At 70.2% G+C, this 23,067-nt stretch carries 19 protein-coding genes; 4 read left to right on the top strand and 15 right to left on the bottom strand.

The window, feature by feature from the left end; translation table 11 throughout:
• Window positions 1-30: 30 nt before the first annotated feature.
• Together ACXJKD_RS05405 and ACXJKD_RS05410 are read right to left on the bottom strand one after the other, a co-directional pair.
• Window positions 31-807: a fumarylacetoacetate hydrolase family protein gene (locus tag ACXJKD_RS05405; RefSeq protein ID WP_457253404.1), complete on the bottom strand. Its 777-nt coding sequence runs from the start codon at window positions 805-807 to the stop codon at window positions 31-33.
• Between the two features lie 62 nt (window positions 808-869).
• Window positions 870-1,823, bottom strand: coding sequence for a GlxA family transcriptional regulator (locus ACXJKD_RS05410; RefSeq protein ID WP_457253405.1), 954 nt, complete (start codon window positions 1,821-1,823; stop codon window positions 870-872).
• A gap of 83 nt (window positions 1,824-1,906) precedes the next feature.
• On the opposite strand from ACXJKD_RS05410, the gene ACXJKD_RS05415 reads away from it, so the two are divergent.
• The gene (locus ACXJKD_RS05415) at window positions 1,907-2,083 is read left to right on the top strand and encodes a hypothetical protein (RefSeq protein ID WP_457253406.1); all 177 of its coding nucleotides are present in this window, start codon (window positions 1,907-1,909) and stop codon (window positions 2,081-2,083) included.
• A 153-nt stretch (window positions 2,084-2,236) separates the two neighbouring features.
• On the top strand, window positions 2,237-3,166 hold the full coding sequence (locus ACXJKD_RS05420; protein WP_457253407.1) for a 3-methyladenine DNA glycosylase: 930 nt from the start codon (window positions 2,237-2,239) through the stop codon (window positions 3,164-3,166).
• Here the strand turns inward: ACXJKD_RS05420 and ACXJKD_RS05425 are convergent.
• The gene (locus ACXJKD_RS05425; protein ID WP_457253408.1) at window positions 3,106-3,852 is read right to left on the bottom strand and encodes a PadR family transcriptional regulator; all 747 of its coding nucleotides are present in this window, start codon (window positions 3,850-3,852) and stop codon (window positions 3,106-3,108) included. The genes ACXJKD_RS05420 and ACXJKD_RS05425 overlap by 61 nt on opposite strands.
• Before the next feature lie 274 nt (window positions 3,853-4,126).
• Between ACXJKD_RS05425 and argG the strand changes: the two genes are divergently transcribed.
• Complete coding sequence (gene argG / locus ACXJKD_RS05430) at window positions 4,127-5,545, top strand: argininosuccinate synthase (RefSeq protein ID WP_457253410.1); 1,419 nt, start codon at window positions 4,127-4,129, stop codon at window positions 5,543-5,545.
• Window positions 5,546-5,586: 41 nt separating this feature from the next.
• Here the strand turns inward: argG and cimA are convergent, their stop codons facing one another.
• The 11 genes from cimA to ACXJKD_RS05485 all read right to left on the bottom strand — a co-directional run bounded on the left by cimA (window position 5,587) and on the right by ACXJKD_RS05485 (window position 20,069).
• A complete protein-coding gene (gene cimA, locus ACXJKD_RS05435) occupies window positions 5,587-7,167 on the bottom strand; it encodes a citramalate synthase (protein WP_457253412.1) in 1,581 nt (526 codons plus the stop codon).
• A 277-nt stretch (window positions 7,168-7,444) separates the two neighbouring features.
• Window positions 7,445-8,194, bottom strand: a complete 750-nt coding sequence (locus tag ACXJKD_RS05440) for a gamma-glutamyl-gamma-aminobutyrate hydrolase family protein (RefSeq protein ID WP_457253414.1) — start codon at window positions 8,192-8,194, stop codon at window positions 7,445-7,447.
• A gap of 7 nt (window positions 8,195-8,201) precedes the next feature.
• Window positions 8,202-8,969, bottom strand: a complete 768-nt coding sequence (locus ACXJKD_RS05445; RefSeq protein WP_457253416.1) for a 3-oxoacyl-ACP reductase — start codon at window positions 8,967-8,969, stop codon at window positions 8,202-8,204.
• Window positions 8,970-8,980: 11 nt separating this feature from the next.
• Window positions 8,981-10,366 (bottom strand): aldehyde dehydrogenase family protein, encoded by a 1,386-nt coding sequence (locus tag ACXJKD_RS05450; protein WP_457253418.1) that lies wholly within the window; start codon window positions 10,364-10,366, stop codon window positions 8,981-8,983.
• Between the two features lie 26 nt (window positions 10,367-10,392).
• Window positions 10,393-11,760, bottom strand: coding sequence for a glutamine synthetase family protein (locus ACXJKD_RS05455; protein WP_457253420.1), 1,368 nt, complete (start codon window positions 11,758-11,760; stop codon window positions 10,393-10,395).
• A gap of 103 nt (window positions 11,761-11,863) precedes the next feature.
• Window positions 11,864-12,595: a FadR/GntR family transcriptional regulator gene (locus tag ACXJKD_RS05460; protein ID WP_457253422.1), complete on the bottom strand. Its 732-nt coding sequence runs from the start codon at window positions 12,593-12,595 to the stop codon at window positions 11,864-11,866.
• A 78-nt stretch (window positions 12,596-12,673) separates the two neighbouring features.
• Window positions 12,674-15,148, bottom strand: coding sequence for a GcvT family protein (locus tag ACXJKD_RS05465; RefSeq protein ID WP_457253423.1), 2,475 nt, complete (start codon window positions 15,146-15,148; stop codon window positions 12,674-12,676).
• Entirely contained in the window at window positions 15,145-16,002 is an 858-nt protein-coding gene (locus ACXJKD_RS05470; protein WP_457253425.1) for a phosphotransferase, read from the bottom strand. The genes ACXJKD_RS05465 and ACXJKD_RS05470 overlap by 4 nt, the downstream gene beginning before the upstream one ends.
• 44 nt (window positions 16,003-16,046) lie before the next feature.
• Entirely contained in the window at window positions 16,047-17,639 is a 1,593-nt protein-coding gene (locus tag ACXJKD_RS05475) for an amino acid permease (protein WP_457253427.1), read from the bottom strand.
• A gap of 147 nt (window positions 17,640-17,786) precedes the next feature.
• Window positions 17,787-18,896, bottom strand: a complete 1,110-nt coding sequence (locus tag ACXJKD_RS05480; protein ID WP_457253429.1) for a branched-chain amino acid aminotransferase — start codon at window positions 18,894-18,896, stop codon at window positions 17,787-17,789.
• 105 nt (window positions 18,897-19,001) lie between these two features.
• Window positions 19,002-20,069: a 3-isopropylmalate dehydrogenase gene (locus ACXJKD_RS05485; protein ID WP_457253431.1), complete on the bottom strand. Its 1,068-nt coding sequence runs from the start codon at window positions 20,067-20,069 to the stop codon at window positions 19,002-19,004.
• 543 nt (window positions 20,070-20,612) lie between these two features.
• Between ACXJKD_RS05485 and ACXJKD_RS05490 the strand changes: the two genes are divergently transcribed.
• Window positions 20,613-21,152 (top strand): GNAT family N-acetyltransferase, encoded by a 540-nt coding sequence (locus ACXJKD_RS05490; RefSeq protein WP_457253432.1) that lies wholly within the window; start codon window positions 20,613-20,615, stop codon window positions 21,150-21,152.
• A gap of 112 nt (window positions 21,153-21,264) precedes the next feature.
• On the opposite strand, the gene serA is transcribed toward ACXJKD_RS05490, so the two are convergent.
• A complete protein-coding gene (gene serA / locus ACXJKD_RS05495; RefSeq protein ID WP_457253434.1) occupies window positions 21,265-22,851 on the bottom strand; it encodes a phosphoglycerate dehydrogenase in 1,587 nt (528 codons plus the stop codon).
• Window positions 22,852-23,067: the final 216 nt, after the last annotated feature.

A 23,067-nucleotide genomic window follows, 5' to 3' on the forward strand; every position in this document is an offset into this window, starting at 1 on the left:
CGCGTGGCCTGCCACACGGCATACCTCGCCTCAGCGGCGCACGAAGGTGTTGCTGAGCGTTCCGATGCCCTCGATCTCGACATCGACCCGCTGGCCGGGCTCGACGAGGCCGACGCCGGCGGGGGTGCCGGTGAGGATGACATCACCGGGGAGGAGGGTGAACGCGGCACTGACGTAGGACACCAAGGTCTCCACGTCGAAGATCATGTCGGCGGTCCGGCCGTCCTGGCGGGTCTCGCCGTCGATCCGGCTCTGGATGCGCAGGTCGGAGACGTCGAGGTCGGTGGTGATCCAGGGTCCGAGCGGCGTGGACGTGTCGAAACCCTTGGCCCTGGCCCACTGCCCGTCGCCCCGCTGCCAGTCGCGGGCGGTGACGTCGTTGGCGCACGTGTAGCCGTAGACGACCTCGGAGACGCGCTCCCGCGGCACGTCCTTGGCGATCCGACCGATGACGACGGCGAGCTCGCCCTCGTAGGAGATCTCCTGCGCCCCGGCCGGCATGACGATGGGGTCGCCGGGACCGACGACCGCGGTGTTGGGGACGAGGAACATCAGCGGCTGCGCCGGGGGTTCGCCGCCCATCTCCTTGGCGTGGTCGGCGTAGTTGCGACCGATGCCGATGACCTTGCTGCGCGGGATGACCGGCGCGAGGAGCCGTGCGTCCTCGAGGGGCACGGTCTCCCCCGTCAGCACGAGCGACTGGTAGAGGGGATCGCCCTGGACCTGGGCGATGAACTCGCGGCCCGGCTCCCCCTCGACGATGCCGTAGGAGGGGTCTTCACCAGTGGTGTATCTCGCGATGCGCACCTGCGGAGCCTATCGGGGCGACGTGGTCGTCCCGGTCGCGGGAGAGGTCGAGGAGGTGTGGCTCAGCGCCGCGAGAACTCGCGACGGTAGCGCTGGGGCGAGGTGCCCACGACGGTCTGGAAGTGGGTGCGCAGCAACGCAGCCGACCCGAACCCGCTGTGCGATGCGACCGACTCCACGGGGAGGTCGGTCGACTCGAGCAGCTCTCGAGCGCGCAGCACCCGTTGCTGGACGAGCCACTTGTGCGGCGTCGTGCCGGTCTCGGCGACGAAGCGCCGGGCGAAGGTGCGCTCGGACATCATCGCGAGGCGTGCGAGATCCGGGACCGTGTGGGGGGCATCGAGGTTCTCGGTGATGTGGTTGAGCACCGGCTGCATGCTCTCGCAGTCGACCTCGGGCAGCGGCGCCTCGACGTACTGGCGCTGGCCGCCGTCGCGCTGCGGAGGGACGACCATGCGGCGGGCGATGCGGGTGGCCACCGTCGACCCCAGCTCGCGACGGACCAGGTGGAGCACGGCGTCGATGCCTGCGGCAGTCCCGGCCCCGGTGACGATCTGGCCGTGGTCGAGGTAGAGCACGTCCATGGAGACCGTGGTCTTGGGGAACCGGCGGGCGAACGACTCGGCGTAGCGCCAGTGCGTCACCGCGGTCAGTCCGTCGAGCAGCCCGGTCTCACCGAGGATGAACGCCCCGGTGCAGATCGACAGGATGGTGGCGCCGCGGGCGTGCGCGCCGCGGATCGCGTCGAGCAGCTCCTCCGGATACGTGTCGCGGATCCCACCGGCAGGCATCACCACGAGGTCGGCGTCCAGGGCGTCCTGCCACTGGTGCGTCGGCGTCAGGGCGCCGCCGCTCGTCGTCGGGACGGCGACGCCGGCGGTCTCGCCGCACATCATGAAGGTGAACGGCGGCACTCCGTCGTCGGTGCGGTCGAGCCCGAAGACCTCGCACGCGATGGCGGTCTCGAACATGGCGACGGGGTCGGTGATGAGCGCTGCAATGGTGGACAGGGCCATGCGAAGCAGTATGGCAGAAAAACTGCCCTCAGCGACAGTTCTGCCACTCGTGTCTGGAATCGGTTGAGCGCATGATTTCAGTCATGGAAATCATTGTTCTCATCGCCCTTGTCACTGCGTTGGTGTTCGCCCTCGAGCGTCACCACCGCCGCACCTGGTCGCTCCCCCACGCACCGCACGGAGCCGACTCGACGATCGCCTTCAGCGACCTCGACCACGACTGGGACCGCGTCCTCCACGACGCCAGTGCAAGGTCGTGACCGCCACACCCACCAGCCACCACGAACGGCCGTTGCTCGGTCGACCGGGAGCCCTGGCGCCCGGGCAGCCGAGCAGCGGCCGTTGTCCATGGCGGTCGAGGGTGCCCACAGGTGGTCCGGGCCGGGCGTGCCGCGCGGCTAGCCTTGGTGCCCATGGTCGCCGGGGTGCTCGAGCAGGCGGCGTGGCAGGCCCTCGAGGCTGACCACGCCGACCGGGTCGACGCCCTCACCGCCGGCCACCGGGAGCGTCGCCAGACCGGCACTCCCCATCCGGTCGAGGACTTCCTCTTCACCTACTACCCGTTCAAGCCGTCCCAGCTGCGTCGCTGGCACCCGGGTCCCGACGTGGTCCTCGAGGGCGCCGCACAGCTGGACCGGGGGTCGTGGCGGTTCTACCGCGACGTGGACGGCGCCAGCGTCCTGGACGGCGCGGCATACCTCGAGGCGCGCGGCGCCACGGTCGAGTTCGTGCGCCGGCTCGTGTCCGCGACGCACTCGCGGCCGGCGCAGCTCGGCTGCTTCGGGCTGCACGAGTGGGCGATGGTCTACCGCCAGTCACCCGTCGAGGTGCGCCATGCCGCCTGGCCGCTGCGGCTCGGGCCGACCGGCACCGACGAGGTCGTCGACGGGCTGCAGATCAGGTGCACCCACTTCGACGCCTTCCGCTTCTACACCCCGCCCGCCCGGTCGCTGAACCTCCTGCAGCCGACCCGCGAGGACCAGGTCGCACTCGAGCAGCCGGGCTGCCTCCACGCCGGCATGGACCTCTACAAGTGGTGCATGAAGCTCGCGCCTGCCGTGCCGAGTGCGTTGACCCTCAAGTGCTTCGAGCTCGCCCGCGAGATCCGCGAGCTCGACATGCGGGCCTCCCCCTACGACCTCAGCGCCCTCGGCTACTCGCCCGTCACCATCGAGACGCCCCAGGGGCGGGCCAAGTATGCCGCCGCGCAGCGCGACTTCGCGACCCGCGGACAGGGCCTGCGGGAGCGACTCCTGCAGGCCCTGGACGCGGTCGACGGTGGTCACTCCACCGGGTCGGCCGAGCTCTCCGTGCCCGTCTCGTCCTCCGCCAGGATGCGGTAGAGCGAGCGACGCGCGTCGGCGAGCACCCGCTGGGCCGCCTCGATCTGGGTCGGCTGGCCGGCCACGACGACCTGTTCGACAGCGACGACGAGCTGACCGATCTCGCGGCGCATCTCGCGGAAGCCCCGCTGCGGCGTCGTCGCGTCGGCGAAGGCCTGGGCGAGCTCGTCACCGTGGGTCTCGGCATGGGCCCGACCGTCGTCGGTCAGGGCGAAGACCTTGCGCCGCGGGTCGTCGTCGGACTCGTCGGGGGCGATCAGGCCCTCCTCCTCGAGCAGACGCAGCGCGGGGTAGACCGATCCGGGACCGGGCTGCCACGAGCCGTCGGAGCGCTCGGCGATGGCGGTGATGATGCCGTAGCCGTTCATCGGCTCCTCGGCGAGCAGGGCGAGGATCGCCCTGCGGACGTCACCTCGACGGCCCCGACGCGGACCGCGTCCGCCGCCGCGGGGACCACGGCCCTCGCCGAGGCCGCCACCGCGCCCGGCGCCGGGCCCGAAGCCCGCTGCGGGTCCGAAGCCTGCGAACTCGCCGCGACCGCGACGGGGCCCGCCGTGGTGGCCGTGGCCGGGCTGGCCGTCCTGGCCGCGGGTGCGACCGGGCTGGCCGTCGATGGACCGGCCCCGGCCGGCGTGGCCACCTCGACGGGGGTGGGACATCTGGATGTTCAGGTTCATGCGGTTCATGGGGTCACTCCTACGAAGTGTGGTGGTGCGGGGGCCGTCACTCTGGTCGGGCGGCTCCCTCTCGCACGGTCGACAGTGTGTTGTCGATATATCGAATGGTGCCCTATCGATATATCGATGTCAAGTCCCCATCTCCACTTCTGGCCACGGATGTCGCACCAACCGCCCGAAACAGCCCCGCGTGCCACACCAGTGGCCAGGAGTGCGGGCGGCCGACCGGTCACGGACCGGACCCGTGCACGCGTCGGTGCGACGGCCCGTAGGCTGACCTACCGTGTCGAAGGTTCTGACGTCCCTGCCTGTTGGTGAGCGTGTCGGGATCGCCTTCTCGGGCGGTCTGGACACCTCTGTCGCTGTTGCCTGGATGCGGGAGAAGGGGGCGATCCCCTGCACCTACACCGCAAACCTGGGCCAGTACGACGAGCCCGAGATCGAGACGGTCCCCGACCGGGCCGGCGCCTACGGCGCAGAGCTCGCCCGGCTCGTCGACTGCCGCTCCGCCCTGGTCGAGGAGGGCCTGTCCGCGATCGCCTGCGGCGCCTTCCACATCCGCAGCGGCGGCAAGACCTACTTCAACACCACTCCCCTGGGCCGCGCGGTCACGGGCACCCTGCTGGTGCGGGCCATGAAGGACGACGGCGTCGACATCTGGGGCGACGGGTCCACCTTCAAGGGCAACGACATCGAGCGCTTCTACCGCTACGGACTCCTGGCCAACCCGTCCCTGCGCATCTACAAGCCGTGGCTCGACGCCGACTTCGTCACCGAGCTCGGCGGCCGCACGGAGATGTCGGAGTGGCTGCAGGCGCGCAACCTGCCCTACCGCTCCAGCACCGAGAAGGCCTACTCGACCGACGCCAACATCTGGGGCGCGACCCACGAGGCGAAGACCCTCGAGTTCCTCAACGAGAGCATGGAGATCGTCGACCCGATCATGGGCGTCCCGTTCTGGGACGAGTCCGTGGCGATCCCCACCGAGGACGTGACCATCCGCTTCGAGCAAGGCCGACCGGTGGCCATCAACGGCCAGGTCTTCCCCGACGCGGTCGCCCTCGTCGACGAGGCCAACACGGTCGGCGGTCGCCACGGTCTCGGCATGTCGGACCAGATCGAGAACCGCATCATCGAGGCCAAGAGCCGCGGCATCTACGAGGCCCCCGGCCTGGCCCTGCTGTGGATCGCCTACGAGCGACTGCTCAACGCGATCCACAACGAGGACACCATCGCCAACTACCACGCGGAGGGCCGGCGGCTCGGCCGCCTGCTCTACGAGGGCCGCTGGCTCGACCCCCAGTCGCTGATGCTGCGCGAGTCGCTCCAGCGCTGGGTGGCCTCCGTCGTCACCGGCGAGGTCACCGTGCGCCTGCGTCGCGGCGACGACTACTCGATCATCGACACGACCGGCCCCGCCTTCAGCTACCACCCCGAGAAGCTCTCGATGGAACGCACCGAGGGCGCGGCCTTCGGCCCCGTCGACCGGATCGGTCAGCTGACCATGCGCAACCTCGACATCGCCGACTCCCGAGCCAAGCTCGAGCTGTATGCCGCGCAGGGCCAGCTCGTCGCGCGTCACCAGGACCTCGTGGGAGACCTCGAGCCCGGCGGCGCCAAGGCGATCTCCTCGAACCCGCGGGCCAACGACGGCGAGGACGACGCCCTCGACCGGGCCGCCATGGAGTCCGGCACCGACTGACGACCCGTGCCGCGACGACCTCGTCGACAGGCAGCTGACGGCTAGCGGACCGGCACCCCGGCGCGCACCAGGCCGTAGGTGACCCCGTCGACCAGGGCCTGCCAGGACGCCTCGATGATGTTGCCGGCCACACCGATCGTCTCCCACGACGTCGAGCCGTCGGAGGTCTCGATGAGCACGCGGGTCACCGCGTCGGTGCCGTGGGCGGCATCGAGGATGCGCACGCGGAAGTCGATCAGCTCGAGCTTGTCGAGCTCGGGGTAGGCCGGCGCCAGCGCTCTGCGCAGGGCGTGGTCGAGGGCGTTGACCGGACCGTTGCCCTCGCCGGTGGCCACGACCCGCTCGCCGCCCGCGACGACCTTCACGGTCGCCTCGGACAGCGCGTCCTCGTCGCCCCGCGCGTCGGTGATGACCCGCCACGACTCGACCTCGAAGAAGTCGTAGCCGCCGCCCTCGACCTCACGTCGGAGCAGCAGCTCGAACGAGGCGTCCGCCGCGTCGAAGGTGTAACCACGCAGCTCGAGCGCCTTGACCCTGGCCAGGACCCGGATGAGCAGGTCGTTGTCGTCCGACAGGTCGTAGCCGAGCTCGCGGCCCTTGAGCTCGATGCTGGCGCGACCGGCCATGTCGGACACCAGCATCCGCATGTCGTTGCCGACGTGCTGGGGGTCGGTGTGCTGGTAGAGATCGGGGTCGACCTTGATCGCGCTGGCATGCAGGCCGGCCTTGTGGGCGAACGCGCTGGCGCCGACGTAGGGCTGGCGGGAGTAGGGCGGGACGTTGGTGATCTCGCTGATCGAGTGGGCGATGCGGGTCGCCTCGCGCAGCCGCTCGGTCTCGAGCAGCGGCAGCCCGCGCTTGATCTGCAGGTTGCTGACGACGGTGAGGAGGTCGGCATTGCCGGTGCGCTCGCCGTAGCCGTTGATGGTGCCCTGCACGTGCGTCGCCCCGGCGTCCACGGCCGCCATCGAGTTGGCCACCGCACAGCCGGTGTCGTTGTGGCAGTGGATGCCGACCCTCGCCGACGTCGCGGCGACCGCGTCGGCCACCACCTGCGCGACCTGGTCGGGCAGCATGCCGCCGTTGGTGTCACAGAGGGCGACGACCTCCGCACCGGACTCCATCGCGGCCCGCACGACCTCGAGCGCGTAGTCGCGGTTCGCGGCATACCCGTCGAAGAAGTGCTCGGCGTCGAGGAAGACCCGCCGCCCCTCCCCCGACAGGAACGACACGGTGTCGCGCACCATGGCGAGGTTCTCCTCCAGGGTGGTCCGCAGTGCCGACTCCACATGGCGCACATGGGACTTCGCCACGAGGGTCACCACGGGGGCCTGGCTGTCGAGCAGGGCGCGCACCAGGGGGTCGGTGGCCGCCTGGCCACCGACCCGCCTGGTCGCGCCGAATGCTGCGAGCGTCGCGTTGCGCAGCCGCAGCTCGGTCTGGGCGCGGGCGAAGAACTCGGTGTCCTTCGGGTTCGCGCCCGGCCAGCCACCCTCGATGAATCCGACTCCGAGCTCATCGAGGTGCATGGCGATGGCGAGCTTGTCCGACACGGAGAGGTTGAGCCCCTCCTGCTGCGCGCCATCGCGCAGGGTGGTGTCGTAGACGTGCAGGTCGCTCATCGTGGTCATTCCTCGCCGAGTCGTCTTCGGTGTCCTGGTGGTCATTCTCCCCGCTGTCGCGCCCTCTGCCCGTCGGGGTGTGCTGGCAGTGGTCCGCTGTCCTGTCCGGCACAGGGCCAGACAAAGCGAAAGACCCCCCGGGTGTGGGAGGTCTGCGCGACGAGGAAGTCTCGTCGCGCTAGTCGATAATCACCATGGTGGTAGCCATGTGCCAGGAGGTCACCCGCTCACTGTGACAGGTCGCGTCCACCGGTTGAACCCCGGGTCCGCATGGTGGTCAGGCCTCAGGGGTGCCGCCCGCCGCGGACTCCTCCCGCCGTGCACGAGCCGCCGCCACCAGCGCCTCGAAGAGCCTGGGGTCGTCGCCGACCTCTGGATGCCACTGGACGCCGAGCCGGAACCGCGCCGCAGGGTCCTCCATCGCCTCCAGGGTGCCGTCCTGCGCCCACGCCGACGGCTCGTAGCCGGGGTGGGTCAGGACCGACTGGTGGTGGTAGCTGGGCACGTCGGTCACCTCGCCGAGCAGGGTCGCGACCCGGGTGCCCGGGACCGTGGTGACCACGTGGTGGCCGTAGACCGCGACACCCGGTGAGTGGTCGACGTGGCCGACGCGGTCGGGCAGGTGCTGCTCCAGGACCCCGCCGGCCGCCACGGCCATCACCTGCATCCCGCGACAGATCCCGAGGAGGGGGAGGTCGGCGGAGGCCGCGGCCCGCGCCAGGGCGGTCTCCGTGGCGTCCCGGTCCGGCCGGGACTCCTGGACGTCCGGGTGGCGCTCGGGCCCGGCGTACAGGCTCGGGTCGACGTCGGCCCCGCCGGCGATCACCAGCCCGTCGATCCGCGACACGATCTCCTGGGCCGCGGCGTCGTCGACATCGGTCCACGGCGGGATGACGATCGGCGTGCCTCCGGCGTCCTTGACCTGCCTGACGTAGTCGTGCGGCAGGACGACGCTCGGCACGTCCTTCCAGTCACCCCGGCTCGCCGGCTCGACGTAGCAGGTGATCCCGATCAGCGGGCGGCTCACGCTGACCTCACAGCGGGGTCACATAGGCGCCGGAGATCCCCCCGTCGACCAGGAACGTGGAGGCGGTCATGAAGCTCGACTCGTCGGAGGCCAGGAAGAGCACGGCGTTGGCCATCTCCTCGGGCTCCCCGAACCGGCCCATGGGCACGTGGACGAGGCGCCGGGCGGCGCGCTCCTCGTCCTTGGCGAAGAGCTCCTTGAGCAGCGGGGTGTTGACCGGCCCGGGACACAGGGCGTTGACCCGGATGCCCTCGCGGGCGAACTGCACCCCGAGCTCGCGCGTCATGGACAGCACGCCGCCCTTGCTGGCGCTGTAGGAGATCTGCGACGTGGCGGCGCCCATCACCGCCACGAACGATGCCGTGTTGATGATCGACCCGGACTTCTGCTCCAGCATGTAGGGCAGCGCCGCCTTGCAGCACAGGTAGACGCTGGTGAGGTTGACCTCCTGCACACGGCGCCACGCATCGAGGTCGGTGTCGAGGATCGAGTCGTCCTCGGGAGGACTGATGCCGGCGTTGTTGAACGCGATGTCGAGCCGCCCGAACTTCTCCTTCGCCGTCGCGAACAGGCGGTCGACGTCGTCCTTGGCGGCGACGTCGCAGTGGACGTAGGCGCCCCCGATCTCCTCGGCCAGCGCCTCCCCCGCCGCGTCGTCGAGGTCACCGACCACGACCTTGGCGCCCTCCTCGGCGAACCGGCGGACAGTCGCCAGACCGATGCCGGAGCACCCGCCCGTGACGACGGCCACCTTGCCCTCGAGCCTGCCTGCCATGTGATGTCCTCTCAGGGTGTGGTGGAGCTGCTGTGGTGTGAAATGAACACGTTCTTGACGTCGGTGAAGGCATCCAGCGCGTCGGGACCGAGCTCGCGGCCGATCCCTGACTGCTTGAACCCGCCGAACGGAGTGGAGTAGCGGACGCTGCTGTGCGAGTTGACCGACAGGTTGCCCGCCTCGACACGCCGGGCGACGCGCAGGGCTCGCCCCACGTCGCGGGTCCAGATCGACCCCGACAGCCCGTATGCCGTGTCGTTGGCCTTGGCGACCGCGTCGGCCTCGTCGTCGAACGGCATGACGGCCACGACCGGTCCGAAGACCTCCTCCTGCCAGACCCGGTCGGTCGTCGCCCTCGGCAGGACCACCGTGGCGGGGTACCAGTACCCGTCACCGGTCGGAGCCTCACCGCGGAACGCGACGTCGACGTCCTCGGTCGCCTCCTCGACGTAGGAGCGCACGGTTTCGCGCTGGCCGGCGCTGATGAGCGGCCCCATCTCGGTGCCCTCGTCGCCGGGATCGGACACGACGACGCCCTTGACGGCCGGCTCGAGCAGCTCCATGAACCGGTCGAACACGCTGCGCTGCACGAGGATCCGACTGCGTGCACAGCAGTCCTGCCCCGCATTGTCGAAGACTCCGTAGGGCGCCGTGGCAGCCGCCGTCTCGAGGTCGCTGTCGTCGAAGACGATGTTGGCGCTCTTGCCGCCGAGCTCGAGGGTGATCCGCTTGACCTGGTCGGCAGCGCCGCGCATGATCCGCTGGCCGACGGCGGTCGACCCGGTGAAGCACACCTTGCGCACCGCTGGGTGGGTGACGAACCGCTCGCCCACGACTGACCCCTTGCCCGGGATCACCGTGAAGACACCCTCGGGGATCCCTGCCTCCAGGGCCAGCTCACCCAGTCGGATCGCCGTCAACGGGGTCAGCTCGGCAGGCTTGAGCACCACCGTGTTGCCCGCGGCCAGGGCGGGGGCGAAGCCCCAGCCGGCGATCGGCATGGGGAAGTTCCACGGGACGATGATGCCCACCGTGCCGAGCGGCTCCTTGAACGTGACGTCCAGTCCGTCCGCCACGGGGATCTGCCGGCCGAACAACCGCTCCGGCGCGGCGGAGTAGTAGGCCAGCACGTCGCGGACGTTGCCGGCCTCCCAGCGGGCGTTACCGATGGTGTGACCGGAGTTGGCCACCTCGAGCTGGGCCAGCTCCTCGCTGTGGGCGTCGACCTGCTCGGAGAACCGTCGCAGCAGGCGCCCGCGGTCGGCGGGCGCCACGGCACGCCAGGCGGGACCAGCAGCCTCGGCGGCTGCGATGGCCGCGTCGGTCTCCTCGACGCCGGCCAGCGAGACCTCCGCAACGACCGCCTCGGTGGCGGGGTTGACGACCTCGTGCAGCATTGAACCTCCTGCTACGCCCCGAGCGTTCACAGTCGCTCGAACCCCCTGACCCGCTCCCAGTCGGTCACCGCTGCGTTGAAGGCGGCCAGCTCGACGTCGGCGGCGTGCGCGTAGTGGTCGACCACGTCGTCGCCGAACGCACCCCGGGCGAACTCCGAGGCTGCGAACAGGTCACGCGCCTCCAAGAGGGTCGACGGCACGCGGTCCTTGTCGGACGCGTAGGCGTTGCCCTCGAAGGCCGGCTCCAGCGCGATCTCCTCGCGGATGCCGTGCAGCCCCGCGGCGAGCATGCCCGCCACCGCGAGGTAGGGGTTCACGTCACCACCGGGCACGCGGTTCTCCACCCGCAGGCCGGCTCCGTGGCCGACGACGCGCAGTGCGCACGTGCGGTTGTCGGTGCCCCACGCGATCGCGGTCGGGGCGAACGACCCCGGCTGGAACCGCTTGTAGGAGTTGACGTTCGGGGCGTAGAGGAGGGTGAGCTCGCGCATCCTGGACTGGATGCCCGCCACGAAGTGCTCGAAGACGGCGCTGCGCCCGCCCTCCTTGTCGTCGTCCGCGAAGACGATCCCCCCGTCGGTGCCGCGCAGCGACAGGTGGATGTGGCACGAGTTGCCCTCGCGCTCGTCGTACTTCGCCATGAAGGTCAGCGACTTGCCGTGGTTGGCTGCGATCTCCTTGGCCGCGGTCTTGTAGACCACGTGGTTGTCACAGGTGCGGACGACGTGGTCGTAGAGGAAGGCGATCTCGTGCTGGCCGAGGTTGCACTCGCCCTTGGCGCTCTCGACGGTGACGCCCCCGGCATACATCTCGTTGCGGATGTCGCGCAGCAGCGGTTCCACGCGGGTGCCGCCGAGGATCGAGTAGTCGACGTTGTAGCGGTTGGCCCCCGTGAGGTCCTGGTAGCGCCGGTCCCAGGCCTGGTCGAAGGAGTCATCGAACACGATGAACTCGAGCTCGGTGCCGGTGAGCGCGGCGAAGCCCAGCTCGGCGGCCGCGTCGACCTGGGCCTTGAGGACCGAGCGTGGCGACTCGCGGACGAGACCACTGCCGTCGAGCCACGAGAGGTCGCACTGCACGGTGGCCGAGTAGGGCTGCCCGGGAGTGCGACGCAGGGTGTCGAGATCGAGGTCGAACATCATGTCCCCGTAGCCGCGCTCCCACGAGCTGATGGCGTAGCCGTCCACGGTGTTCATGTCGACGTCGACCGCGAGCAGGTAGTTGCACCCCTCGGTGCCGTGACCCAGCACGGAGTCGAGGAAGAACTGGGCGTGGATCCGCTTGCCCTGCAAGCGTCCCTGCATGTCGGTGAACGCGACGATGACCGTGTCGACCACCCCGGCGGCGATGTCGGCACGGAGCTGCTCGACGGTGAGCTGTGGTGGAGCGGTCATGCGGGTCTCCTGGTCTGTCGCGTGGTCGTCGTGTCTCGTGTGGTCAGCGTGCGGGTGGTCAGCGTGCGGGTGGTCACGGTGCGGGTGGTCAGCGTGCGCCTGGTCATCCGATCAGGCCCCTCAGCAGGGCGGCCGTGGCGTCACAGTGCTCCTCCATCGCCGCGCGGGCGCGGGCGTCGTCGCCGTCGAGGATGGCGCGCACGATGGCGTCGTGCTGGTCGTTGGAGTGCGCGATGTTGGTGGGGAGCACGGGGATCGCGGACAGCAGCTCGTTGAGGGCCGCCTGGGCGCGCGTGACGGCCTCGATGAGCATCGGCGAGCCCGACAGCGTGGCCACGGCGAGGTGGAAGCGGCTGTCGGCGAGCCGGTGGGCCGCGTTGTCCGGCGCCTCGCGAGCCGCCTTGGCGCTCTCGACCAGCCAGGCCCGCTGGTCGGCAGCGAGGGCCCGCGTCGCGGTGAGCGCGGCGGCGCCGGGCTCGACGACCCGGCGGAAGTCGATGGCGTCCGCGAGTGCCGCGCCGGTCCGCACGGGCACGGCCCCGGCGCGGCTGCCGGGCTCCAGCCCTGCGTAGGTCACAACGCTGCCGCCCCCTCGCCCACGGCGCGTCGTGACCAGTCCCGAGTCGCGCAGCGCCGCGATCGCCTCGCGCAGCGTGCTGCGGCTGACCCCCAGCCGCTCGGCGAGCTCGCGCTCCGGGGGGAGCTGCTCACCGTCGGTGAAGACGCCGAGCCGGATGGCCGTCGCGAGCTGCTCGACGGTCGACTCGAAGGCGTTGCCAGACGCCGGCCGGAGGACGACGTGGGGCAGCGACATCCTCGGCTGGGCGGCGCTCACCGTCCGATCCAATACCCCCGGCCGGATCACGTCAATGGTCTGGGATAGGACCATTAGCTGTTCATGTGGTGGTGTGGTTCATGGAGTGGCGCCGCTCCCCTGGCGCCCGAGCTTGCGGCCCTCCGGGTCGAAGGGGGCGCGCAGCGACACCTGCACCGGCCACCGCTCCCCTGCCAGGTCGACGGTCCACGTCCCACCCTCGAGCCAGTCCTTCGTCGCGGTGCCGGAGGCCCGGTCGCCCACCAGGGCCAGGCCGACCGACGCCCCCACCGTCGCGCCCCACGCCGCGCTGGTGACCTGGCCCGCGGGCTCACCGTCGCGCAGCAGCAGCTCGCCGCCCCAGAGGTATGCCGCGGGGTCACCCACCACGAGTGACACCACCCGGCGGGTCGGCGGGACGAGCCGGGACTCCTCCACGGCCGACCGGCCGAGGAAGTCGACGTCGCCACGCAGCTTGCACGCGAAGGTGAGGCCGGCCGCGACCGGACCGGTGTCAGTGGTGAGCTCACGGGCGAAGGCTCGGTAGCCCTTCTCCAGCCGCATGGACTCGATCGCGGAGTAGCCGGCCGGGACGACGCCCAGGTCGGCGCCGACGCAGAACAGGTCCTCGTAGACCGACCGCGCGAGCTCGGTCGGGACGTAGAGCTCCCACCCGAGCTCGCCCACGTAGGTGATCCGGGTGGCCCGCACGAGAGTCGTCCCCACCACGACCTCCCGACTCGTGCCGAACGGGAACGACGTGTCGTCGAAGGGGTCGGCGCTCAAGGCCTCGAGCAGCTCACGCGAGCGTGGCCCCATGACGCCGAACACGGCATACGAGCCGGTCACGTCGACCACGCCGACGCGGGCGTCGGCGGGCACGTGTCGGCGGATCCAGTCGAGGTCGCGCACCGTCGTCGCCGCGCTGCTGACGAGGAAGAAGTCGGTCGCGGAGGTGCGCGTCACGGTGAGGTCAGCCTCGTAGGTGCCACGCTGGTTGAGCATCGCCGTGTAGACCGCCCTGCCGACGGGGACGTCGACGTCGGCCGAGCAGAGCCACTGCAGCGCCCGCACGGCGTCCGCTCCGGTGACGACGTACTTGGAGAAGGACGTCTGGTCGAAGACCCCCACGGCCTCGCGGGTGGCCCGCTGCTCAGCCACCGACCAGTCCACCCACCGCGGTCGCTCCCAGGCGTAGTCGAGGACGGGCACCACGCCCGGCGGCGCGAAGACGTTGGCCCGCTCCCAGGCGTTCCGGCTGCCGAGGCAGGCACCTTGGGCGACCAGGAGGTCGTGCACCGGCGAGATCCGCTGCGGCCGCGCGGACTCGAGCTCGCGGTTCGGCCAGGGCACGGCGTAGTGCAGCCCCAGCACCTCACCGACCCGGGCCCGCAGCCACGCGTTGCTCCCCGCGAGCGGCGAGAAGCGGCGCAGGTCCACGCCGATCAGGTCGGAGGTGGGCTCCCCCTCGACGATCCATTCGGCCAGCGCCCGACCCGCACCGCCGGCCGACGCGATCCCGACCGAGTTGAAACCGGCACCCACGAAGAAGCCGGGCAGCTCGGGCGCCTCGCCCAAGAGGAACTGGTTGTCGGGCGTGAAGCTCTCGGGACCGTTGTAGAACTTGCGGATCCCCGTGTCGGCGAGCGCCGGGATCCGGTGCACCGCACTGTCCATGAGCACCTCGAAGTGCTCCCAGTCCTCGTCGAGCAGCGCGAACTCAAAGGGGTAGGGGATGGCGTCGGGCGACACCCAGGGCTTGGCCACCGGCTCGAAGCCACCCACTAACAGGCCCCCGACCTCCTCCTTCACGTAGGTGTATCCGTCCGGGTCGCGCAAGATCGGCAGGTCGCGGTGGACCCCGGCGATCTGGTCGGTCACGACGTAGAAGTGCTCCGCGGAGTGCAGGGGCACCGTCACGCCGGCGAGCGCGCCGACCGCCTTGGCCCACTGGCCGGCGCAGTTCACGACGAACTCCGCCTCGATGTCGCCCTGGTCGGTCGACACCCCCGCGACCCGTCCACCGCGGGTGGGGACACCGGTGACGCGGACCCGCTCGACGATCGTGGCGCCCCCCATCCGGGCGCCCTTGGCCAGCGACTGGGTGAGGTCGGTGGGGTTGGCGCGACCGTCACCCGGGAGCCAGATGGCCCCCAGCACGTCATCGACCTGGATGAGGGGAAAGCGGTCGAGCGCCTGGTCGGGGGTGAGCAGCTCACAGTCGAGGTCGTATGCCGCGGCGCTGGCGACGGTGCGCCGCAGCTGCACCATGCGCTCGGGCGTCCGCGCGACGGTGAGGCCACCGCAGACGCGGTAGCCGGTGGTCAGCCCGGTCTCGTCCTCGAGTCTCGCGTAGAGGTCGGTCGAGTACTGCACGAGCCGCGTGCCGGCCTCGCTGGCCCTGAGCTGTCCGACGAGTCCCGCTGCGTGCCAGGTCGTCCCGCAGGACAGCGTGCCCTGCTCGAGGACCACGACGTCGGTCCACCCGAGCTTGGTCAGGTGGTAGGCCACGCTGCAGCCGATCACCCCACCACCGACCACGACGACGCGGGCACGCCCGGGGATCCCGCTCATGCGGGACCACCGGCGGCGTCGAGCAGGTCCTCCAGGCGGGCGCTCGTCATCAGCGGCAGGGCGAGCTCGTGGCGCTCCATCGCGAAGTCCCAGAAGTCGTGGTCGACGTCGGACACCCCGTGCTGGATCGCCCCCCACAGCGTCCAGGCCCACCGCCCGGCCAGGCCCCACAGCTCGGCGCGGGCGAGCAGCCGTGGGGTGACGGTGCCGTGGTACGCCTCCACCAGGGCGACGAGGTGGTCGTGGTCGAGCTGCGACTCGTTGACCAGGTTGCCGAGCTCGAAGGACGCCTCGTTCATCCCCGAGTACTCGTAGTCGATGAACCGCAGGTCTCCCCCGTCGTCGATGACGTTGGCAGCAAGCAGGTCGTTGTGACACGGCACGAGGGGCTCGGGCTGGGCGGCGAGCGCAGCCGCGACGCGTGCGGCGGCCGGCGCCAGCGCGTCGTAACCCTCGGGCACGGCATACCCACGCTCGCGGACGATCCGCAGGTAGCCGCGCTGCACCTCGAACATGTCGAAACGCGAGGCGAACTCGGGCCCGCCGTGGAGCCGGCGCGCGGCCGCGGCGACGCGCGGGAGGTTGACAGCAACGTCGTCCGCGCCGTAGGTGCGTCCCGGGAGGAAGCCGACCACGAGCACCCCCTCGCCGGGCAGGTAGTCGACGACCGGGGCGCCGACCCCGACCGAGGCAGCCACGGCGCTGTTGTGCCACTCGTGCTCGCGGTCGATCGCCAACAGCTCGGTGCCCGGCGGTGAGATCCGGACGACGACGTCGTGCGTCGCCGTCCGGACCCGGTAGTTGTGGTTGGTCAGCCCACCGGGCAGCTCCGTGACTTCCAGAAGCTGCCCCAACTGGGGCAGCCTCTGGAGAGCCTCGTCGAGCGTCAGGCCCGGGGTCACTCCCCGAAGGCCTCCACCACGGCCGGGTCGATGGTGTGCTTCGGTCCCTTGAACCACTTGCGCGCCGAGACCTGCCACCAGATCCACAGGATGATCAGCGAGCCGAAGGTGAGGATGGGCGCGTAGTTGACGAACTTCCAGTCGAAGCCGTCGCTGAACGGCACGCCGGCCGGGACGAAGGGCAGGATGAAGTAGATCGAGATGATCGCGATCTCGATGACGGCGATGATGTTCATCCACTTGTACTTCGCGCCGTTGTTCCAGCTGCCGGGCTGGAAGGCGTCGCCCATCCGCCAGCGCAGCCAGATGGGGATGAGGAACGCCAGGTAGAGGCCGATCACGGCCACGGAGACGACCGCGTAGAAGGCGACCGGCACGACGAGCGGCGACTCCTCCGTGCCGATGTTGACCTCCTTCAGGGCGGGGAGGGTGATCAGCGCGGCCACCACGGCCACGAGCATCACTGCGTTGGCCGGCACCTTGGCGCCGGACAGCGACGACCACAGCCGCGAGCCCGGGATCGCGCCGTCACGACTGAACGCGAACGTCATCCGGGAGGCGCTGGTCATGCACGAGGTGGTGCAGAAGAACTGGCCCACCGCCGAGATCAGCAAGATCGTGCCAGCCCACTTGCTGTCCATGGCGTGGGTGAAGATGTACGCGACGCCGCCGCCACCGACCCCGGCATTGTCAGGCAGTCCCTTGTCGTTGTCGGGGACCGCGAAGAGGAAGCACAGCAACAGGATCCAGCCGCCGATGGCGGAGTAGAAGATCGACTGCCAGATGCCCTTGGCCGCGGCCTTCGACGCGGAGGCCGTCTCCTCGGAGAGGTGGGCCGAGGCGTCGAAGCCGGTGATCGTGTACTGCGTGAGCAGCAGGCCGAAGGGCAGGACGAGGAACCAGTACTTGAGCGAGCTGTTGCTGCCACCGCTGTAGCCGGAGTTGTTGAACCGCTCGGTGAAGACGTAGGACAGGCTCTGGTGGTGGTCGGGGATGAAGATGAGCATCAGGACCACGATCGTCGCGCCCGCGACGTGCCACCACACCGACACGTTGTTCATGATCGCCATGAGGTGGCCGCTGAAGATGTTGAGCACCGACGCCAGCGCGAGCAGGCCCACGAACAACCAGAACACCCGGGTGAGCGAGTAGCCGTCGGCGTAGCCCGACGAGAACGTGCTGAGCGTCAGGTCGAGGAAGGTCGCGCAGCCGTAGGCGACCGACGCCGTCACGGCGATGAGGCCGATCAGGTTGAGCCAGCCGGTGAAGAAGCCGGCGCGCGCCCCGCCCATCTTGCTCGCCCACCAGTAGATGCCACCCGAGGTCGGGTAGGCCGAGACCAGCTCGGACATGGTGAAGCCGATGAGGAGGATGAACGCCGACACGATGGGCCAGCCCCACGAGATCGCGACGGGTCCACCGTTGTTGAAGCCCTGGCCGAAGGTGGTGAAGCACCCGGCCAGGATCGAGATGATCGAGAACGAGATCGCGAAGTTCGAGAACCCGGACCAGGAGCGGTTGAGCTCCTGCTTGTAGCCGAGCTCGGCGAGCCGTTGCTCGTCGTCGGACAGTGATCGCACATCGGACACAGCAAGCTCCTAGTCCACGCAACGAAGGTGAGCGAATGCTTCACCCAGCGGGCCGGGCCTGTCAATGGTCCGAACACAAACCAAAAGGCCGCGCCGCCTGCTCCTGGGAGCGGGCGGCGCGGCCAAGCGTTCGGGCAGCGGTGCTGGTCAGACCAGACGGGTCAGCCAGCCGTGCGTGTCCTCGGTGCGGCCGTACTGGATGTCGAGCAGTCGCTCGCGGATCGATCGGGTGACCTCGCCGTAGTCGACGCCGTTGCGGTGGTCGCACGAGCCGCCGGCCCAGCGCAGCTCGCCCACGGGCGTGATGACCGCGGCAGTGCCGCACGCGAAGATCTCGACGATGTCGCCGCTGGCCGCGCCGTCCTTCCACTCCTGGATGGGGACCCGCCGCTCCTCCGGCTCCAGGCCCATCCCCTTGGCGAGGGCCAGCACCGACGAGCGGGTGACGCCCTCGAGGATCGACCCGGTGAGCTCGGGCGTGACCAGCTTGTTGTCCTTCGTGACGAAGAACAGGTTCATGCCACCGAGCTCCTCGACGTAGGTGTGCGTCGACGCGTCCAGGAAGACGGCCTGGTCGCAGCCGTTCTCGATGCCCTCGAGCTGGCCCGCGAGGCTGGAGGCGTAGTTGCCGCCACACTTTGCGGCGCCGGTGCCACCCTCGCCGGCCCGTGCGTAGTCGGTGGACAGCCACAGGGTCACCGGCTTGATGCCGCCGCTGAAGTAGGCACCCGCGGGCGAGGCGATGACCGAGTAGGTGACCTCCGACGCCGGACGCACCCCGAGGAACGCCTCGGAGGCGTACATGAACGGGCGGAGGTAGAGGCTCGACTCACCGCTGGCGCCGGACGGCACCCAGGCCTGATCGACCTCCACCAGCGCGCGCAGCGAGGCGATGAAGTCCTCCTCGGGCAGCTCGGGGAGAGTCATCCGGCGGGCGCTGCGGATCAGCCGCTGGGCGTTGGCCTCGGGGCGGAACGTCCAGATCGACCCGTCCTCGTGGCGATAGGCCTTCATGCCCTCGAAGATCTCCTGGGCGTAGTGCAGCACCGCTGCCGACGGCATCAGGGTGATCGGCCCGTAGGGGACGACCTTGCCCTCGCTCCACCCCTGCCCCTTGCGCCACGTCGCCGTGACCATGTGGTCGGTGAAGGTGGTGCCGAACCCCGGGTTGGCCAGTACGGCCTCACGCTCCGCGTCCGGCCGCGGGTCGCTGCGGCGGGCGACCTCGAAGGTCAGCGGGGCGGTGGTCTGGCTCATGGAGTCCTCCTGGTGGGTCACCCCCGGTGGGGGCGGGGTTCCTCCTGCCGAGATTACCTGCCCGGCGAACCACCCGGGCAGGAGACGTCGGATGTAGCCAGTCGTCTAGAGGAGGGACGCGATGGCGTCGCCGACCTCGGAGGTGCTGCGTACCGCACTCCCCCGGGCGGCCAGGTCGGCCTCGACCGCACGCTCGACGCGGGCGGCCTCGTCGGTGCGACCCAGGTGCTCGAGGAGCATGCCGACCGAGAGGATGGTCGCGGTCGGGTCGGCCTTGGACTGGCCGGCGATGTCGGGGGCGGAGCCGTGCACCGGCTCGAACATGCTGGGAGCAGTGCGCTCGGGGTTGATGTTGGCGCTGGCGGCCAGCCCGATGCCGCCGACGATCGCCGCCGCGATGTCGGTGATGATGTCGCCGAACAGGTTGTCGGTGACGATGACGTCGAAGCGTCCGGGGTCGCTGGCCAGGAAGATCGTGGCCGCGTCGACGTGCTGGTATGCCGTCGTGACCTCGGGGAACTCGGCACCCACCTCGTCGACGGTGCGGCGCCACAGGTGCCCGGCGTGGGTGAGCACGTTGTGCTTGTGGACCAGCGTGAGGTGCTTGCGGGGACGGGCCTGGGCGCGGGCGAAGGCGTCGCGGACGACCCGCTCGACGCCGAACCTCGTGTTGACACTGACCTCGGTGGCGATCTCGTTCGGGGTGCCGATCCGGAGCGCGCCGCCGTTCCCGACGTACGGCCCCTCGGTGCCCTCGCGGACGACGACGAAGTCGATGCCGTCCGGGGCGACGCGCTCGACCGCGAGGGGGCTCAGCACCCCGGGATAGAGCTTGGCCGGGCGCAGGTTGACGTACTGCTCGAGGGCGAACCGCAGGGGCAGGAGCACCCCGCGCTCGAGGACGCCGCTCGGCACCGTGGGGTCACCGATCGCGCCGAGCAGGATGGCGTCGTGGCCGCGCAGCTCCTCCAGGACGGAGTCGGGGAGGGTCTCGCCGGTGGCGTGCCAGCGCCGCGCCCCGAGGTCGTACTCGGTGGCGTGGAACTTCGTGCCGGTGCCGGCGGTGACCGTCTCGAGGACCTTCAGGCCCTCGGCGACGACCTCCGGGCCGATCCCGTCGCCGCCGATGACGGCGAGGTTGACGGTGTCGTTGCCGGTGCTCTCGGAAGCCATGTGACCAGCCTAAGGACGGTCTTGCGATCTGATACCGGCGTCTCACATGACGAACGGCCCCGAGCAGGTGCCCGGAGCCGTTCGTCGCCGCACCACGCAGGTGCCCAGGTGTGCGTCGCGCTGGTCAGTCGTCGGAGTGACCCTGCTCGCGCAGGTCCATCGACTCCTGCAGTGCCTGACGTGCCTTCTCGGCCTCTTCGCTCATGATGATCAATTCCTCTTCGCATCTCCCTGTGTCGCAACAGGGTTGGGTTTCGGGTGGTTCTCGGTGATCGCACTGGGCACTCGCCGGTTAACGGGGTGCCACTGCCAGCCACGCACGCGGGATCTCCGCGGCGAGTGGGCTGACTACCGGAACTCGCCGCGGCAAATAAGAATTACGACCTGCCGCGTCATGTCTTCGAGGTTACGTGGACGTCCAACTAATTGACACCCGTTTCCCACGCAGTGAGACATGGCTGGACGTGACCCGCCTCTCATGGTGCACCGGTCCCCCTGGACCGCTCTGGCAGGGGTCGCGGCGTCAGTGTCTAGGGTGGCGAGGTGCTCCCCGACGGCTACGCCCTGCGTCCCCTCTCGACCGACGATGCCGGCCCGTTGGCCGATGCGGCTGAGCGCAACCGTGCGCACCTCCGTCCATGGGAGCCCGCGCGGCCCGAGTCGTTCTTCACCGAGGACGGCCAGCGCGAGGTCGTCGAGGGCCGGCTGCGCCAGGTCGACCTCGGGCTCTTCGACTCCTGGGTGCTGTGGCATGGCACCCAGGTGGTCGGGGCCGCCAACCTCCAGAACATCGTCCGCGGCGCGATGCTCGGGGCCGACGTGGGCTACTGGGTCGACCATGCCCACCTGCGACGCGGCCTGGCCGTGACCTTGCTCCAGCACCTCGTCCAGCGTGGGCACGACCTCGGCCTGCACCGCCTCGGTGCGAGCACCATGGTGGCGAACCTGCCGTCGCAGTCGGTGCTGCACCGCTGCGGGTTCGAGGAGATCGGGCGGATCCCGTCGTTCCTCTACCTCGACGGTGACTGGCGCGAGAGCATCCTGTTCAACCTGGTCCTCCACGACGGCCCGCCCCGCAGCTGAGCCGTCGGCCACGTCCCACCCCCCCACCACGAAGCGCCGCTCACTCATGCAAAAGGCGAGTTAGCGCCGGGCGGGCGGCGCTAACTCGCCTTTTGCATGGGATATCTCCGGGTCAGTCGGCGAGGTCGACGACGCTCACGTCGGCCCCGACCTCGGTGACGATCGCAGCGAGGACGTCGGCCGGGATGCGGCTGTCGACGGTGAGGGCCACCAGTGCCTGGCCGCCCTTCTCGTTGCGCGCCACCTGCATGCCCGCGATGTTGATGTCGGCGTCGCCGAGCAGCCGCCCGACCGTGCCGATGACGCCGGGCCGGTCGACGTACGTGAAGAAGGCGAGGTGCTCGGTGAGCGGCACCTCGATGTCGAACCCGTTCACCCCGACGATCTTCTCGATCAGCCGCGGTCCGGTCAGCGTGCCAGCGACGCTGATGGTCGCACCGTCGGCGAGCGTGCCGCGCAGGGTGGTGACGTTGCGGAAGTCCTGCATGGTCGGGTCGGTGAGCAGACGCACCTCGCAGCCACGCTGCTCGGCGAGCAGCGGGGCGTTGACGTAGGTCACCGGGTCCTCGGTCACGTCGGTGAACAGGCCCTTGAGCGCAGCGAGCTTCCAGATCGACACGTCGTGCGCGGTGATCTCGCCCTTCACGTCGACGTCGAGCTGCACCGGCACCGAGCCGGCGAGCGAGGTGAAGATGCGTCCGAGCTTCTCGACCAGGGCGATGCCCGGACGGACCTCCTCGGGCACGACACCGCTGGAGACGTTGACCGCGTCGGGGACGAGGTCGCCGCCCAGGGCGAGCCGCACCGACCTGGCGACCGAGACGCCGGCCTTCTCCTGGGCCTCGTCCGTGGACGCGCCGAGGTGGGGCGTCACGACGACCGACTCGTGCTCGAACAGGGGGCTCTCCGTCGTGGGCTCGGTGGCGAAGACGTCGATGCCCGCGCCGGCCACACGACCCTCGCGCAACGCCTCGGCCAGGGCCTCCTCGTCGACGATCCCGCCCCGGGCGGCGTTGATGATGCGGACGGTCGGCTTGACCTTGGTCAGCGCCTCCTTGCCGATGAGCCCCACCGTCTCGGGGTTCTTCGGCAGGTGCACCGTGATGAAGTCGCTCTGCTCGAGCAGCTCGTCGAGGGTGACGAGCTGCGCCCCGAGCTGGCCTGCACGCTGCGCCGAGACGTAGGGGTCGTAGGCGAGGATCTCCATGCCGAAGCCCTTGAGTCGCTCGGCGACCAGCTGGCCGATCCGGCCGAAACCGACGACGCCGACCTTCTTGTCGAGCAGCTCGACCCCGCCGTACTTGCTGCGCTTCCACGCCCCGGCCTTGAGGGCCTGGTTGGCGGGGGCGATGTTGCGCGCGGTCGCCAGCAGGAGGCCGACGGCCAGCTCGGCCGCGGAGGTGATGTTGGAGGTCGGGGCATTGACGACCATGACCCCCGCGCGGGTGGCCGCGGCGACGTCGACGTTGTCGAGGCCGACCCCCGCGCGGGCGATGACCTTGAGGTTCTTCGCGGCGGCGATGGCCTCGGTGTCCATCTTGGTCGCGGACCGGATGAGGACGGCGTCCACCTCGGCCAGCGCCGGCAGCAGCGCCTCGCGGGAGGCACCGTCGACGTGACGCACCTCGAAGTCCGGCCCGAGGGCGTCGATGGTGGCGGGCGAGAGTTCCTCGGCGATCAGCACGATCGGCTTGCTCACGTGTCAGTCCTTCGGTGGGTCACGATGGTCAATGGGGGTTCCGGCACCACGCTGTGCCCGGCGCACAGCATACGACCCGGCTCAGCATGTGGATGCCGTGGCTCGACATGTGACACAGAGATCACACCTGCCCCCGACCACCGAGCTCGTCGTGCACCACCCGTGTCGACACCGGCTGGCTGGACGACGAAGCCGGCCGGCCCCCTCGTGGGGACC

Source organism: Pedococcus sp. P5_B7 (genome assembly GCF_054049895.1).

Coding starts and splice junctions, on each gene's coding strand:
- ACXJKD_RS05415 (WP_457253406.1), top strand. CDS start 1,907: ATGGAAATCATTGTTCTCATCGCCCTTGTCACTGCGTTGGTGTTCGCC.
- ACXJKD_RS05425 (WP_457253408.1), bottom strand. CDS start 3,852: ATGAACCGCATGAACCTGAACATCCAGATGTCCCACCCCCGTCGAGGT.
- ACXJKD_RS05420 (WP_457253407.1), top strand. CDS start 2,237: ATGGTCGCCGGGGTGCTCGAGCAGGCGGCGTGGCAGGCCCTCGAGGCT.
- ACXJKD_RS05410 (WP_457253405.1), bottom strand. CDS start 1,823: ATGGCCCTGTCCACCATTGCAGCGCTCATCACCGACCCCGTCGCCATG.
- ACXJKD_RS05445 (WP_457253416.1), bottom strand. CDS start 8,969: ATGGCAGGCAGGCTCGAGGGCAAGGTGGCCGTCGTCACGGGCGGGTGC.
- cimA (WP_457253412.1), bottom strand. CDS start 7,167: ATGAGCGACCTGCACGTCTACGACACCACCCTGCGCGATGGCGCGCAG.
- ACXJKD_RS05485 (WP_457253431.1), bottom strand. CDS start 20,069: ATGGCTTCCGAGAGCACCGGCAACGACACCGTCAACCTCGCCGTCATC.
- ACXJKD_RS05455 (WP_457253420.1), bottom strand. CDS start 11,760: ATGACCGCTCCACCACAGCTCACCGTCGAGCAGCTCCGTGCCGACATC.
- ACXJKD_RS05480 (WP_457253429.1), bottom strand. CDS start 18,896: ATGAGCCAGACCACCGCCCCGCTGACCTTCGAGGTCGCCCGCCGCAGC.
- ACXJKD_RS05465 (WP_457253423.1), bottom strand. CDS start 15,148: ATGAGCGGGATCCCCGGGCGTGCCCGCGTCGTCGTGGTCGGTGGTGGG.
- ACXJKD_RS05450 (WP_457253418.1), bottom strand. CDS start 10,366: ATGCTGCACGAGGTCGTCAACCCCGCCACCGAGGCGGTCGTTGCGGAG.